This window comes from Actinoplanes awajinensis subsp. mycoplanecinus, assembly GCF_001509495.1.
GTDB classification, from domain to species: Bacteria; Actinomycetota; Actinomycetes; order Mycobacteriales; family Micromonosporaceae; genus Actinoplanes; species Actinoplanes palleronii.
Window position 1 is genome coordinate 178296 of sequence record NZ_LLZH01000234.1, and the last position, 12932, is coordinate 191227.

General features: G+C 73.5%; 11 protein-coding genes. 4 read left to right on the forward strand and 7 right to left on the reverse strand.

Annotation, left to right across the window (positions count from 1 at the left end; translation table 11 throughout):
- Nucleotides 1–21: 21 nt before the first annotated feature.
- The gene (locus ADL15_RS23755; RefSeq protein WP_083971647.1) at nt 22–438 is read left to right on the forward strand and encodes a DUF4870 domain-containing protein; all 417 of its coding nucleotides are present in this window, start codon (nt 22–24) and stop codon (nt 436–438) included.
- Nucleotides 439–633: 195 nt separating this feature from the next.
- Entirely contained in the window at nt 634–1488 is an 855-nt protein-coding gene (locus ADL15_RS23760) for an oxidoreductase (RefSeq protein ID WP_067695226.1), read from the forward strand.
- On the opposite strand, the gene ADL15_RS23765 is transcribed toward ADL15_RS23760, so the two are convergent.
- Nucleotides 1481–2389, reverse strand: a complete 909-nt coding sequence (locus ADL15_RS23765; RefSeq protein WP_232344300.1) for an RDD family protein — start codon at nt 2387–2389, stop codon at nt 1481–1483. The two genes, ADL15_RS23760 and ADL15_RS23765, sit on opposite strands and share 8 nt — an antisense overlap.
- Before the next feature lie 84 nt (nt 2390–2473).
- On the opposite strand from ADL15_RS23765, the gene ADL15_RS23770 reads away from it, so the two are divergent.
- The gene (locus ADL15_RS23770; protein WP_232344301.1) at nt 2474–3439 is read left to right on the forward strand and encodes a stage II sporulation protein M; all 966 of its coding nucleotides are present in this window, start codon (nt 2474–2476) and stop codon (nt 3437–3439) included.
- Between the two features lie 55 nt (nt 3440–3494).
- On the opposite strand, the gene ADL15_RS23775 is transcribed toward ADL15_RS23770, so the two are convergent.
- Genes ADL15_RS23775 through ADL15_RS23795 form a run of 5 tightly spaced genes read right to left on the reverse strand, consistent with a single transcriptional unit; the run spans nt 3495 to nt 8545 of the window.
- Nucleotides 3495–4811, reverse strand: a complete 1317-nt coding sequence (locus ADL15_RS23775; RefSeq protein WP_157441568.1) for a DUF58 domain-containing protein — start codon at nt 4809–4811, stop codon at nt 3495–3497.
- The gene (locus ADL15_RS23780) at nt 4808–5770 is read right to left on the reverse strand and encodes an AAA family ATPase (protein ID WP_067695236.1); all 963 of its coding nucleotides are present in this window, start codon (nt 5768–5770) and stop codon (nt 4808–4810) included. Before ADL15_RS23780 ends, ADL15_RS23775 begins: the two co-directional genes overlap by 4 nt.
- Nucleotides 5767–7047 (reverse strand): DUF4350 domain-containing protein, encoded by a 1281-nt coding sequence (locus tag ADL15_RS23785; RefSeq protein ID WP_067695239.1) that lies wholly within the window; start codon nt 7045–7047, stop codon nt 5767–5769. The genes ADL15_RS23780 and ADL15_RS23785 overlap by 4 nt, the downstream gene beginning before the upstream one ends.
- Nucleotides 7044–7679: a DUF4129 domain-containing protein gene (locus ADL15_RS23790; protein ID WP_067695241.1), complete on the reverse strand. Its 636-nt coding sequence runs from the start codon at nt 7677–7679 to the stop codon at nt 7044–7046. Before ADL15_RS23790 ends, ADL15_RS23785 begins: the two co-directional genes overlap by 4 nt.
- On the reverse strand, nt 7676–8545 hold the full coding sequence (locus ADL15_RS23795) for a hypothetical protein (RefSeq protein WP_067695244.1): 870 nt from the start codon (nt 8543–8545) through the stop codon (nt 7676–7678). Before ADL15_RS23795 ends, ADL15_RS23790 begins: the two co-directional genes overlap by 4 nt.
- A 94-nt stretch (nt 8546–8639) precedes the next feature.
- Here ADL15_RS23795 and ADL15_RS23800 point away from each other — a divergent pair, with 94 nt between their 5' ends.
- The gene (locus tag ADL15_RS23800) at nt 8640–9683 is read left to right on the forward strand and encodes a hypothetical protein (RefSeq protein ID WP_232344302.1); all 1044 of its coding nucleotides are present in this window, start codon (nt 8640–8642) and stop codon (nt 9681–9683) included.
- Here ADL15_RS23800 and ADL15_RS23805 read toward each other — a convergent pair.
- Nucleotides 9664–12876, reverse strand: coding sequence for a PAS domain S-box protein (locus tag ADL15_RS23805; RefSeq protein WP_067695247.1), 3213 nt, complete (start codon nt 12874–12876; stop codon nt 9664–9666). The genes ADL15_RS23800 and ADL15_RS23805 overlap by 20 nt on opposite strands.
- Nucleotides 12877–12932 lie beyond the last annotated feature (56 nt).

Sequence of the window (12932 nt, forward strand, 5' to 3'; positions counted from 1 at the left end):
GCCCTGTTCTACTGTGCGGTGATGGAGCACCTGAGGGAGTCGCACGTCCCGGAGCCCGTCCCCGACGATGTCGTCCCACCCCGGCGGATGCATCCCGCGCGCGAGCGGGCGTGGGCACGGTTCGCCCACTGGGGCGGCCTGTTCGGTGTCCTCGCCGGCGCCCTGCTCGGCTGGGTGGCCCCGCTGATCGTGCTCCTCGCCGCCGGCCGACGCTCGGCCGTGGTGCGCGGGCACGCGGTGGCCACGCTCAACTTCTACCTGACCTGGGCGCTGCTCACGGTGCTGGCCGTCGTCGTCTCGGTCTACACGAACAAGGAACCCGAGCTGGCCCCGTTCGCGATGATCTGGATCCCGCTGACCCTCGGCTGCTGCGGCGTGATCCTCTCGGCCCGGGACGACCGCTACCGCTACCCCACCGCGATCAGGTTCATCCGCTGACCGGGCCGGTCAGCGGACCACCACCCGGCCCGGCTCGGCTGTCGCCTGGAAGACCGCGAGCGCGGTGCCGTCGGCACGGGACGCCACCCTGCGCAGCGACGCTTCCAGGTCGATCGGGACGGCTTCCTGGTCCTGTCACTACCAGGATGAACACAACCCTGCCGATCGCGGCGGAACCGGGGCATCGTTGCGGTCATGAACAGCAAGGAACTTCCCGGCGGCCGGTACCGCGTCGGTGACCTCGACCTGACCCGCTTCGGCTACGGCGCGATGCAGCTCGCCGGTCCGCAGGTGTTCGGCCCGCCGAAGGACCGGGACGCCGCGGTCGCCGTGCTGCGCACCGCGGTCGAGCTCGGCATCAACCACATCGACACCGCGGACTTCTACGGCCCGCACGTGACCAACGAGATCATCCGCGAGGCGCTGACGCCGTACCCGGAGGATCTGCACATCGTGACCAAGGTCGGCGCGCGGCGGGACGCGGACGGTGGCTGGCCGCACGCCCGCAGCCCGCAGGAGCTGCGCGATCAGGTCCACGACAACCTGAAGCGGCTCGGCCTGGACACCATCGACGTGGTCAACCTGCGGGTCGGCGGTTTCGACCGGCCCGAGCCCGGGTCGATCGCCGAGCAGTTCGGCGCGCTCGCCGAGCTGCGCGAGCAGGGCCTGATCCGGCACCTGGGCCTGAGCACGGTCAACGCCGAGCAGATCGCCGAGGCGCAGGCCATCGCGCCGGTCGTCTGCGTGCAGAACTTCTACAACATCGCGAACCGCGAGGACGACGCGCTGATCGACTCCCTCGCGGCGCAGGGCATCGCGTACGTGCCGTACTTCCCGCTCGGCGGCTTCACCCCGGTGCAGACCACCGAGCTGCAGCACTTCGCCGACGAGCTCGGCGCGACGCCGATGTCGGTCGCGCTCGCCTGGCTGCTGCGGCGTTCGCCGAACATCATGCTCATCCCGGGTACGTCCTCGGTCGCCCACCTGCGCGAGAACCTCGCCGGCGCCGCGCTCACCCTGCCGGAGCAGTTGCCCGCAGCGTTCAGCTAGACGGCGCCGCCCGGCGCACCGGCGGGATCGACGGGTAGAGCGGGCGGCGCCCGAACCCCGGCAGCAGCCGCTCGGTGACCAGCCGTCCCGCCGCCAGCTGGGCCGCATACCGCCGCCGCCGTTCGGCGAGCACCGCGCACAGGAACAACCACGGCGGTGTCCCGGACGGCGGTGGCGGGGTCACCCGGGCGCCCACCTCCACGGCCAGCGACTGCAGCAGCGCGCTCGACGCCGGCTCGGCCAGTTCCTGGGCCCGCGACAGGTAATGCCGGACCGCACCGGCCAGCTCGTCGTCCACCGCGGACAGGTCGGCGGCCGCCGCCCAGGGTGCGAGGTCGGCGGGCATCCCGGGTACGTACCGGAACGGCAGCGGGCGCCGCTCGTGCACCACCAGCGTCCCGGCGGCCAGGTCACCGAGACGGCGGCCCCGATCCGAGCCGATCATGATGGCCAGGCTGCCGGCCCAGGTCAGGAACGGCAGCAGCAGCCCCGGCCACTCCAGCGTGAAGCCGATCAGCGCCCGGGTGAACGCCTGCCGTACCCCGATGGGCCCGCCGTCCTCACGGATCACCCGCAGCCCCATCGCGGTCTTGCCCACGCTGCGCCCGTTGGTCCTGGTCTCGACGATCGTCGGGTACGCCAGCAGCACCGCCACCACCAGCACCCGCCACACGGTCGCCGACAGCGCGTCGTCGACCAGCTTCTCCGGCAGCACCGCCATGATCACGCCGGCCACCAGCATCAGCACGCCGGCCAGCGCGGCCTGCACCAGGATGTCGATCATCAGGGCGATGGCCCGGGAGCCGAGCCGGGCCGGCCGCAGATCGAGCGCGACGGCCTCCGCGGTGACCAGCCCGGTCGCGCTGGACGGTACGGGTGCGGGACCGAGGGCGAGCGACACCCGGACAGTGAACACCACCGGGCCCGGACCGCGAACACCGCGTCCACTACGCTGCCCGGCAGGCGGACCACCGGGGGCGGCACGATGATGGATCTCGACGCGTACGTGACCGAGCGCGGCGGTGAGTGGCACCGGCTCGAGGTGCTCGCGGAGCGGCGCCCGCTGAGCCCGGACGACGCCGACGAGCTGGTCATGCTGTACCAGCGGGCGGCCACCCACCTGTCGGTGCTGCGCAGCCGCAACCCCGACCCGATCGTGCTCGCCGACCTGTCGCGGCTGGTGCTGGCCGGCCGGGCCGCGGTCACCCGCGGTGGCAGCGGCTTCTCCTGGCGGCCGTTCACCGGCTACTTCGCCTACCGCCTGCCCGCCGCGCTCTACCGCACCCGCCACTGGTGGGGCACCCTCGGCGTGCTGCTGGTCGCGGCGTGCGCGGCGCTGATCTGGTACCTGTCGGCGCACCCGTCCGTGCTGGCCCTGTTCTCCGACGGCGACGACATCCAGCAGGAGTTCGTCGGCTACTACAGCGAATACCAGGCACAGAACTTCGCCCTGCAGGTCTGGACGAACAACGCCCTGATCACCGCGCAGTGCCTGGCCGCCGGCGTGCTCATCCTGCCGGTGCTCTACCTGCTCTGGACGAACCTGCTGAACACCGGCGTGGTCGGCGCCATGATGGTCGGCGAGGACGCCGGCGACACGTTCCTGACCTACCTCGCCCCGCACGGCCTGCTCGAGTTGACCTGCCTGTTCATCGGCGCCGGCGTCGGCCTGCGCCTCGGCTGGTCATGGATCGCCCCGGGCCCGCTGCTGACCCGCCGCGAGTCCCTGGTCGCCTGGGTCCGCGAGGGCATGCTCATCGCCGTCGGCCTGGTCCCGACGCTCGCGATCGCCGGCACCCTCGAGGCCTTCGTCACCCCGTCGGCCCTGCCCGCCGCGCTGCGCATCACCATCGGCGCGGTCGTGTGGCTGGCGTTCCTGGCTTACGCACTGCTCTGGGGCAAGATCGCCGACAAACACCTATTCGGTACGAATACCGAGCCCCGTCCGTAGTCGTACCGAAGAAGGACCGGAAGCCGCGGCGGACCTGGCGCGCGCCGGAGGGGTTTCAGAGCCGGCCAGTCGCCTTGAGCAGCAGGTATACGTCGGCCACCCGGCTGGCGAAGGCGTCGGCGTCGGTGTCCACGACGGTCGCGCCGGAGTGGCGCAGGACGTCGCGGACGCGGTCGCGTTCGGCCAGGACCCGCTCCGCGGCGGCGGCCGCGTGCACGTCGGCGGCCGCCGGTGCGGAAGGCAGCGTGGCCAGGCGGGAGATCGCCGGATCGCGGACGCCCGCGACGATGATCTTGTGGCGGGCGGCGAGCTTGGGCAGGACCGGGAGCAGGCCCTCGATCATCGGCGCGGTGTCCAGCGCTGTGAAGATCACTACGAGGGATCGTTTGCGGTCGCGGCGGAGCAGTTCGCGGCCCAGCAGGGTGAAGTCGGTCTCGGCCAGAGCGGGTTCCAGCGAGGCCATCGCGTCGATCAGGCGGGGCAGCTGGGTACGGTGACCGCCACCCTCGACCCGGGCGCGCACCGCGGTGTCCAGGGCCAGCAGGTCGACCCGGTCGTCGGCGCGCGAGGCCAGCACGGACAGCAGCAGCGCGGCGTCGATCGCGGCGTCGAGGCGGGGCGCGTCGCCGACCCGGACCGCGGCGGTACGGCCGGTGTCCAGCACGCAGTAGACCCGGCGGTCGCGCTCCGGGCGCCAGGTGCGCACCACCACGTCGTGGTGCCGGGCGCTGGCCCGCCAGTCGATCGAGCGGACGTCGTCGCCCACCACGTACTCACGCAGCACGTCGAACTCGGTCCCGTGCCCGCGGCCGCGGGTGACCACGGCGCCGTCCAGCACCCGGATCCGGGCGAGCTTCTCCGGCAGGATCCGCCGCGACGGGAAGCGCGGCAGCACCCGCAGCGTCCACGCCGGGGTGACCTGCTCGTTCCAGCTACGGCGCCGCTGCCGGTACGCCAGCCCGAACGGCCCGAGCGACCGCAAGGTGACCCGGACGGCGGGCCGGTCCCCGTGCCGGGTCGGCGTGAGCGTGGTGATCACGTCCCGCGACTCGCCGGGCGGCAGGTCCAGCTCGTGGCGACGGGCACCGGCCCCGGCGGACGGCACCCAGCTGTCGCGCAGGCTCAGCCGCACCGACCGGCCACCGGTGTTGGTGACGGTCAGCGTGGCACGTGCCGGGTTGCCGAGCCACACCGTGCGATCACCGTCGCGCCGCAGCCGCAGCCCGTCCAGCGGCCCGGCCACGACCAGGTCGATCAGGGCCAGCCCGGCGGCGAACACCAGCACCCCGCCGAGCGCGAGCCACGGCGCGGGCAGCAACGCCGGCAGCGGCACGCCGAACGCGAGCAGCGCGGCGAAACGCCTGGTGATCATCGCGGGGCGGGCACGGCCGCCAGGACCGCGGCCAGCACCGACTCGACGGTGACCCCGTCCAGGGCGGCGTCGGCGCGCAGCCGGACCCGGTGGCGCAGGGTCGGCAGGGTGTAGCCCTTCACGTCGTCCGGCACCACGTACTCGCGGCCGTTCAGCCAGGCGTGCGCCTTGGACACGGCGAGCAGCGCGGTCGCGCCGCGCGGGGACGCGCCGAGTTCCAGCGCCGGGGTGACCCGGGTGGCCCGGCACAGGTCCACGATGTACGCGAGAACCGGGTCGGCGACCTCGACGCGCTGCACCGCGGCCCGCCCGGCGGCCAGCTCGACGGCGCCGGCCACCGGGGTGATCCCGGCGGCCTTGAGGTCCCGCGGGTCGAAGCCGCGGTGGTGCGCGCGCAGCACGTCGAGCTCGGCGTCGCGTTCCGGCAGCGGCACGCTCAGCTTCAGCAGGAACCGGTCCAGCTGCGCCTCCGGCAGCGGGTAGGTGCCCTCGTACTCGATCGGGTTCTGGGTCGCGGCGACCAGGAACGGCTGCGGCAGCGGCCGGGGCGTGCCGTCGACGCTGACCTGGCGTTCCTCCATCGCCTCGAGCAGCGCGGCCTGGGTCTTCGGCGGCGTCCGGTTGATCTCGTCGGCCAGCATCAGGTTGGTGAAGACCGGGCCGGGACGGAAGTTGAACGCGGCGGTCCGCGCGTCGTAGACCAGCGAGCCGGTGACGTCGCCGGGCATCAGGTCCGGGGTGAACTGCACCCGCTTGGTGTCCAGGTCCAACGCCGCGGCCAGGGCCCGCACCAGCAGGGTCTTGGCCACCCCGGGCACCCCTTCGAGCAGCACGTGACCGCCGCAGAGCAGCGCCACCAGGACACCGCCGACGATCGCGTCCTGACCGATGACCGCCTTGCCGACCTCGGCGCGCAGCCGGCCCAGTGCGACGCGGGCCTCTTGAGATTCGGTGGTCACGGTTGCTGAACTCCTTCGTCGGGGCTGGTGATGTCGCGTTCCAGTTGCTGCACGGCGAGAGCCGCCTCGATCAGCTCGCTGTCGTTGTCCGGGTGGACGCCGGCCAGGACCTCCCGTACGTCGTCCTCCTCCAACCCGGACTGCTCCGCGATCCGGGCGAGGGTGGCGCCGACCGGCAGGCCGAGGTGCGCGGCGAGCCGGCGCCGGGCGGCGCCCCGCAGCAGGTCCAGGGACGCACCGCGGGCCCGGCCGCGCTGGTAGAGCCGGGCGTGCCCGAGCATCGTCTCGTTCGACGGCACCCGGGACAGCAGCGGCTCGGCGACCGGCGTTCCGAGCCGGCGGGCCGCCGCGGCGGCCAGCGCGAGCAGCGCCAGCGCGACGAGCAGCAGGGTCGCCCAGAACGCCGCCGGGAACGCCTCGGTGAGCGGGTTCGGCTCGTCCGGCTGGGCGACCGGCGGTGGCGCGGCCGGGTCGCCCGGGGTCTGCTGCGGCGCGCCGGTCGGCCGGGGCCGGGCGTCCGGTGCCGACGACGAGGACTCCGGTTCCGGGCGGGTGGACGACGGCGACGGGCTGGGTTCCAGCGTGACCTCGCGCTGGTGCAGGTCGAGCCAGACCACCCGGGACGTCTGCGCGAGCAGCCCGACCGCGAGGGCGGCGTTGCCGTGCTCGGCGATCCGGTCGTTGCGGAACGGGTCGGGTGAGCCGACCACGGTGACCGCGACACCACCGGCGGCGACGGTCAGCAGCGCGTCGCCGTAGCAACTCGCCCCGGTGTCCGGGGTGTAGCGCCGCCAGTTCACCGCGGCCGGGCCGGCCGTGGACGCGACCGGGTCGGCGCAGCCCGGCGCGGCGACACCGGTGGTCCACCGGGTGCCGAGCACGTGCAGCGGCCAGGCCGACGTCACCAGGGACTCCTCGGACGGTGCGACCACGACCACCCGGGTGAGCGGCGGGATCGCGCCGGGCCGGCTCAGCCGATCCAGATCGGCCAGGTCCGGGGTGGTGACGAACAGGGTGGCCGGGTCGCCGCCGCGCCACAGCTCGGTCAGCGCGGCGGTGAGGCCGGTCTGCCGGTCGACGGTCACGCCCCGCTCGCCCAGCCGCCCGGCGAGCACGCCGGAGCCGATCCCGGCGCTGCTGACCGGGGACAGGAAGTCGCTGTCCGCCGGGTCCGGCTGCTGCGTCGCGTGCACGATCAGGGTCGTGCTGACCAGGGCGATCAGGACCATGAACGGTACGACGACCCGCAGCCGACGGCGTTTCACCCGGGCCGTCACCGCGGAGCTCCCAGCGCGTCGCGGACCTCGGCGGTGAGTGTGCGCATCCGGTCGTCGTGGCCGGGCGAGGCGTCGCGGCGGCCGTACCAGATCTCCGAGAAGATCTCGGTGGCGCCGCTCAGCGGTGCTCCGACGGCGGGCCGGTGCGCGGCGGCGGCAGCGGTCAGCTCGACCACGGTGGTGCCGGGCTGCGGTGTGATCACTCCGGCCCGGGTCAGGTCCCGCACGGTGTCGCGCAGCCGTTCGCGGATCGCCTCGGCGTACCGGCCCTCGGCCGCGAGCCGGTCGGCCAGCGACATCCCGGGGCGCGGCGCGGCGGTCACCTCGAGGTCGTCCGGTGGGGGAATCACCGCTGGTTGTCTTGTCGCTTTCTTCCTTTGCAGCCGGGGCAGTTTCACGCGCGGCAGCGTGAACCGGGGCCGGGTGAACCGGGGCAGCTTGAAACGGGGCAGTCTGAAACGGGGCAGCTTTATCCGGGGCAGCTTGACACGGGGAAGCCGGCGCGGCACCCACGCCGCGAACCAGTACCAGAGTGCGGCCACCAGCCCGGTCAGCACGATCAGCAGCAGCAGGACGGTCTGCGGCGACAGCACGTCGAACACCCGCGCGACGAACTCCTCGTAGCCCCTCATCGCCCGGCCACCAGCGCCGCCGCGTCGTCCTCGCCGCGCGCCCGGGCCCGGCCCAGCACGATGTCCAGCCCCTCGGTCCGGATCCGCGCCTCGACCAGCAGCACCGCGTCCAGGCAGGCCAGCGCCGCGTACGCCACGGTGTTCGCCAGCCCCCACGCGATCGGCAGCGCCCAGTGCAGCCAGTCCGCCCCGGACACGTCGGTCACGTCGGTGACCAGCGACGCCACCGCGATCCAGCCGGTGCCGAGCGCGAACCGGATCCCCAGCCAGGTCAGGTAGCCCACGATCCGGATCCGGGTGACCCGCAGCCCGCCGCGGGTGGAGAGCCGCGCGGACCGGCCCAGCGCGGTCAGCGGACCCGACACCCGGTCCAGGGTGAGCAGCGGGGTGGCCAGCCCGAACAGGCCGTACAGCACGACCAGGCCGAAAAGCCCGGCCCACCCGGCCGGCCAGGCCAGGGCGGCGAGCAGCAGGGCGACCGGCACGCTCCACCACGGGCGGGTCCGCAGCCACAACCGCCAGCCGCCGGCCGCGCGGCCGAGCAGCGCCGGTCCGGTGGCGGCTCCGGCGTACGCGCCGAGCAGCGCGATGATCCCGACCTCGGCCGCCAGCCCGGTCACCACGGTCCGCCACCAGTCACCGGCGTCGGCCCCCGGCAGGTAGAACGGCGGCATCAGCCCGGCGTCGGCCCGCAGCGAGGTCAGCAGCACCTGCTCCCCCGCCGCCAGCACCGCCGCGACCAGCAACAACGGCAGCGCCCGCCGCCGCAACAGCACGATCGCCCCGTCGAGCGACTCCCCGAAGGTCGTCGCCCGCAACGGCAGGATCGCCGGCACCCGGCCCGCCCCCGCCGCCTCTGCACGCATGGCGGGCATCCTAAGAGATCGCTGTGCACGCCCTGTGCGCCGGGCTGTGCCATGATCCATTCATGAACCACGGAATCGAGTTCGCCACCGCCTGGTGAGCGCCACCCTGTTCGACCACGCCCTGCGCCTGCATCGGCTCACCCCGGACGCCCCGCTCCCCCGCGACGGCGATCCCTACCCCGACGCCGATGATGACCGGCCCGACTCCGGCGACGACCGGCGGCGGCGAGGCATCGACGCCGCCGCCGTCCTCGATCGGCACTTCGCCGATCCGACCGCCCAGCCGGGCGACCTGACCGGCGCGTTCCGCGCCATCGACGTGCCGATCCACCTCAACGACCACATCACCGCCGCGGCGCTGCGGGCCGATCGGGATCGGGTCCGGGCGACCGGCCGCCACCTGGTCCGGCACAGCACCGACCGCAACTCGGCCACGGTCGGTCTGGCGCTGCTCGCCGCCGACTGGACCGGGGCGGACATCCCGCTGATCCAGACCATCGGCCTGCTCTCCAACCATTTCGGCCCGCTGGCCGCCCACGCGTTGCAACGACGCCGTGGCGGCGGGGAGGCCCTGCTCTGGCTGGCTCAGCGGGTCGCCGGCTGGGGCCGCGTCTACGTGGTCGAGGCCCTCCTCCCGGTCGGGATCAGCGTGGCCCGGGACTGGCTGCTGCGCCACTCCTGCGACGGCGACTTCCTCAACGGCTACTTCGCCGGTCGGGTGGCGGTCGCCGCCGATCTGCACACCGCGATCGTGGCCGCGGATCCTGACGACGAGCTGATCGACCACACCGGCCGGTTGCTGTGCCAGATGGCCGCTGCCGACGGCATGGGGCAAACTCTGCGGGGCTATCCGGCCGCACCGATCGTGCTGGCCGCCTTCGCGGACCACCTCGGCGGGCAGTCGCCGAGTTCCGAGCGGTTCGTGCAGGCTGCCGTCCTCGTCAATCAGCTGGACCACGGCGGGGCGGGCGACCTCGGCACCGATCCAGAAGGCCGGATCCGCGTCGTTCTGGACCGCCCGGAGTGGTGCGCGGCCGTACAAAATGATCTTGATCTTGATGATGACTATGCCGCCTGGTTCACCGAGCACGTCGGGGAACGCCTCGGGTTGAGGGCGTTCACCCCGCCGGGAGGGTGAGGGAGAAGATGCTGCCGGTGGGTTCGGCGGGCTGGTGGGCGACGGAACCTTTGTTCGCCTCGGCCAGGCCCTTGACGATGTAGAGGCCGAGGCCGTGGCCCTGCACCGCCGGGTTGTTGTCGGTGGAGCGGGTGAACCGCTCGAACAGGTGCGGCCGCAGCAGCGCGGGGATGCCCGGCCCGTCGTCGTGCACCGCGATCCGGACCCGGTCGCCGTGCCGTTCGGCGGTGATCGTGGTGACGCCACCGGCGTACTTGCCGGCGTTGGTGCAGAAGTTGGTGACGATCTGCTGCAGGTGGCTCGGATGCACCAGGGCCAGCAGGTCGTCCGGGCAGTGCACCGGCACGTCGATCTCCAGGCTGGTGATCGTGTCGTGCAGGGCCGGGGCCAGCCGGACCGGTTCCGGGCTGGCCTGCAGGTGACCGCCGTCGATGGTGCACATGGTGAGGATCTCGGCGCGCAGCTGGTTGAGGCGCTCGGTGGAGCGGACGATCACGCCGAGGCCCTTGCGGTGCGCCGGGGAGAGCTGCTCGGCGTCGGCGAGCATCATGTCGGCGTACCCGCCGATGGTGTTCAGCGGTGTGCCGATCTCGTGGGACATCATGCCCATCAGGTCGAGCTTGAGAGTGTTCGCGTCGGCGAGCCGGCCGTTGATGTGCTGCAGCTCGGTGTTGCGGTCGGCGAGCTGCAGGGCGGCGGCGTCGCGTTCCCGTTCGGCGGCCAGCCGGGCGGTGACGTCCTGGACCACGGCGATGAAGCTGACCGGCTGGCCGTCGCTGTCCCGGACCAGCGACATCCCGACCTCGGCGTCGACGGCCCGGCCGTCGGCGTGCAGCAGGCGCAGGTAGCGGCCGGTGGGCTGGTCCTCGGTGAACATGTAGGCGGCGGTCCGGTGGTTGTCGTCGCGGTCGTCGGGGTGGGTGACCTGGTCGAGGGTGACCCCTTCGAGGTCGGTGACGGTCCGGCCGAGGATGTCGGCCAGGGCCGGGTTGACCTCCTGGAACCGGCCCTCCAGGGAGATCGCCGCCTGTCCGACGGTGACCAGGGAGAACTGGGTCCGCAGCCGCTTCTCGCTGTCGGCCAGCCGGCGTTCGGCGTGCCGGCGCGCGGTGACGTCGACGTTGACCTCGAGGATGGCCATCGGCTGGCCGTCGTCGTCGCGCTGCACACCCTGGTGGGAGAGCACCACGATCCGGGTGCCGTCGCTGCGCAGGTGGCCCACCTCGCCGATCCACCCGCCGGTGTCGGCGAGCGTCTGGTCGACGATGGTGCGGGAGACCGGGTACCGGGTGTCGAGCAGGCGGTGGGTGTACCGGCCGAGCACGGCGGCCGACTTCCAGCCGTAGACCGCTTCGGCACCACGGTTCCAGTAGGTGATCCGGTGCTCGAGGTCCCGGACGATCACCGCGGTCGGCGCCAGGTCGAGCAGTTCGGCCTGCTGGCGCAGCCGTACGTTGTCCAGGTGCCGTTCGGTGACGTCGCTGCACACGCCGTCGACGAACAGCTGGCCGTTGTCGCTGCGCGGGTAGCCCCGGGTCCACACCCAGCGGGTCACCCCGTCCCGGCCGATCAGCCGGCTCACCACCTGGGACGGCTGCCCGGCGACCAGGGTGTCGCGGAAGGTGAGGAACTCGGCCCGGTCGTCCGGGTGCATCATGCCGGCCATCGCCAGGCCCAGGTCGCCGCCGGCCGGTGCGGTCCCGCCGAAGATCCCGGTGTTGTTGGGACTGGCGTAGATCATGCGGACCGCGCCGTCGGTGGTGACCCGTACGGTCCAGAGGAAGTCGTCGAGGTTGCCGACCACCAGGTCGAAGTGCCGCTGGGCCCGGCTGAGCTCGAGTTCGAGGTCGATCGCGCGGCGCCGGTGGACGTACTGGCCGATGTGTGCGGCGATCGACTCGAGGGCGGCCGTCAGCTCGGTGTCCGGCGGGGTGTCGCGGCGGTCGAAGGCGGCCAGGATGCCGACCACGTCGGTGCCGTTGCGCACCGGGACGGCCACCCCGGTCAGCAGGCCGGCCGCCCCCGCGACAGCGCCTCGCAGCGGATCCGCCCCGGGCAGGCCGGTGATCCAGCGGGCCGCCGAGGAGTCCCGCACCTCGCCGAGCACCCCGGCGTCGCGGCCGAGCTCGACCACGGCCCGCATCGGCGCGGTCCGCGCCGTGTCGCTGGACCACTCCGCGAGCCGGACCAGGCGCTCGTCGACGGTGGTGTCCAGGTGCCAGAACTCCACGTACGGCCAGCGCAGCCCTTCGCCGACCCGGGCGACGACGGCCTCGGCGGCCTGTTCGGCGCTCTGGGCGGCGGCCAGCGCGCCGGCCACCGCGTACTCGAGTTTGCGGAGCTGCTCGCTGCGCCGGACCGCGGAGAGGTCCCGGACGAACATGTGCACGACCGGTTCCCGCGCGGTCGCCGACACCTCGACCGGGAATCGGCGCGGTCCCAGGCTGTGCATCGCCTCGAACTCGCCGCGCTGGTCGGCCGACCGGGTGGCGCTCACCGCGGCGAGCCAGGTGGTGAACGCCGGCCGGCCCGCGCCGGCGGTCAGCAGCTCCCCGACCGGCCGCCCGAGCACCTCCGCCTCGGTCCAGCCGAACAGCTGCTCGGCCGCCCGGTTCCAGCCGGTCACCAGGCCGTCCGGGCCGGCGGCGACGAACGCGTCCAGGACGCTGTCCAGGACCTGCCGCAGCTCGCGGTTGTCGCCGCGCTGCCGCCCGGTCAGCGCGGTGCGGGTCGCCACCTCGCCGGAGGCGACCGCGGCGAGCCCGGTCATCGTCGCCACGTCGGCGTCCGACCAGGTCCGGACGTCGCTGTGGAAGGCGCACAACGTGCCCAGCACAAGACCGTCCGGCGACCGCACCGGCACGCCCAGGTAGGCCAGGGCCCGGAAGTCCGCGATCGCCGGGTTGCCGCGCAGCAGCGGATGCTCCCGGGCGTCCGGGACCACGAGCGGCTCCCCGGATTCCACCACGTGCCGGCAGTACGAGTGCGTCAGCGGCAACTGCCGCGCCCCCGGCGACGCCGGCACCCCGTGGTGACTGACCGAGATCTGCGATTCCGCGCCGACCAGGTTGACCAGCGCCACCCGGGTGCCGACCAGCCGGGCCGCCAGCGCGGTGAGCTCGTCCAACGCCGGCGAGGTGGTCTCCAGCAGGCCGGTCGCCGTCACGGCGGCGAGCCGGCCGGGATCGTTCACCGCCGTGTGCCCCGAAAGCGCCGGTTCAACCGTGGTATCCATCACTGGCCACGTCG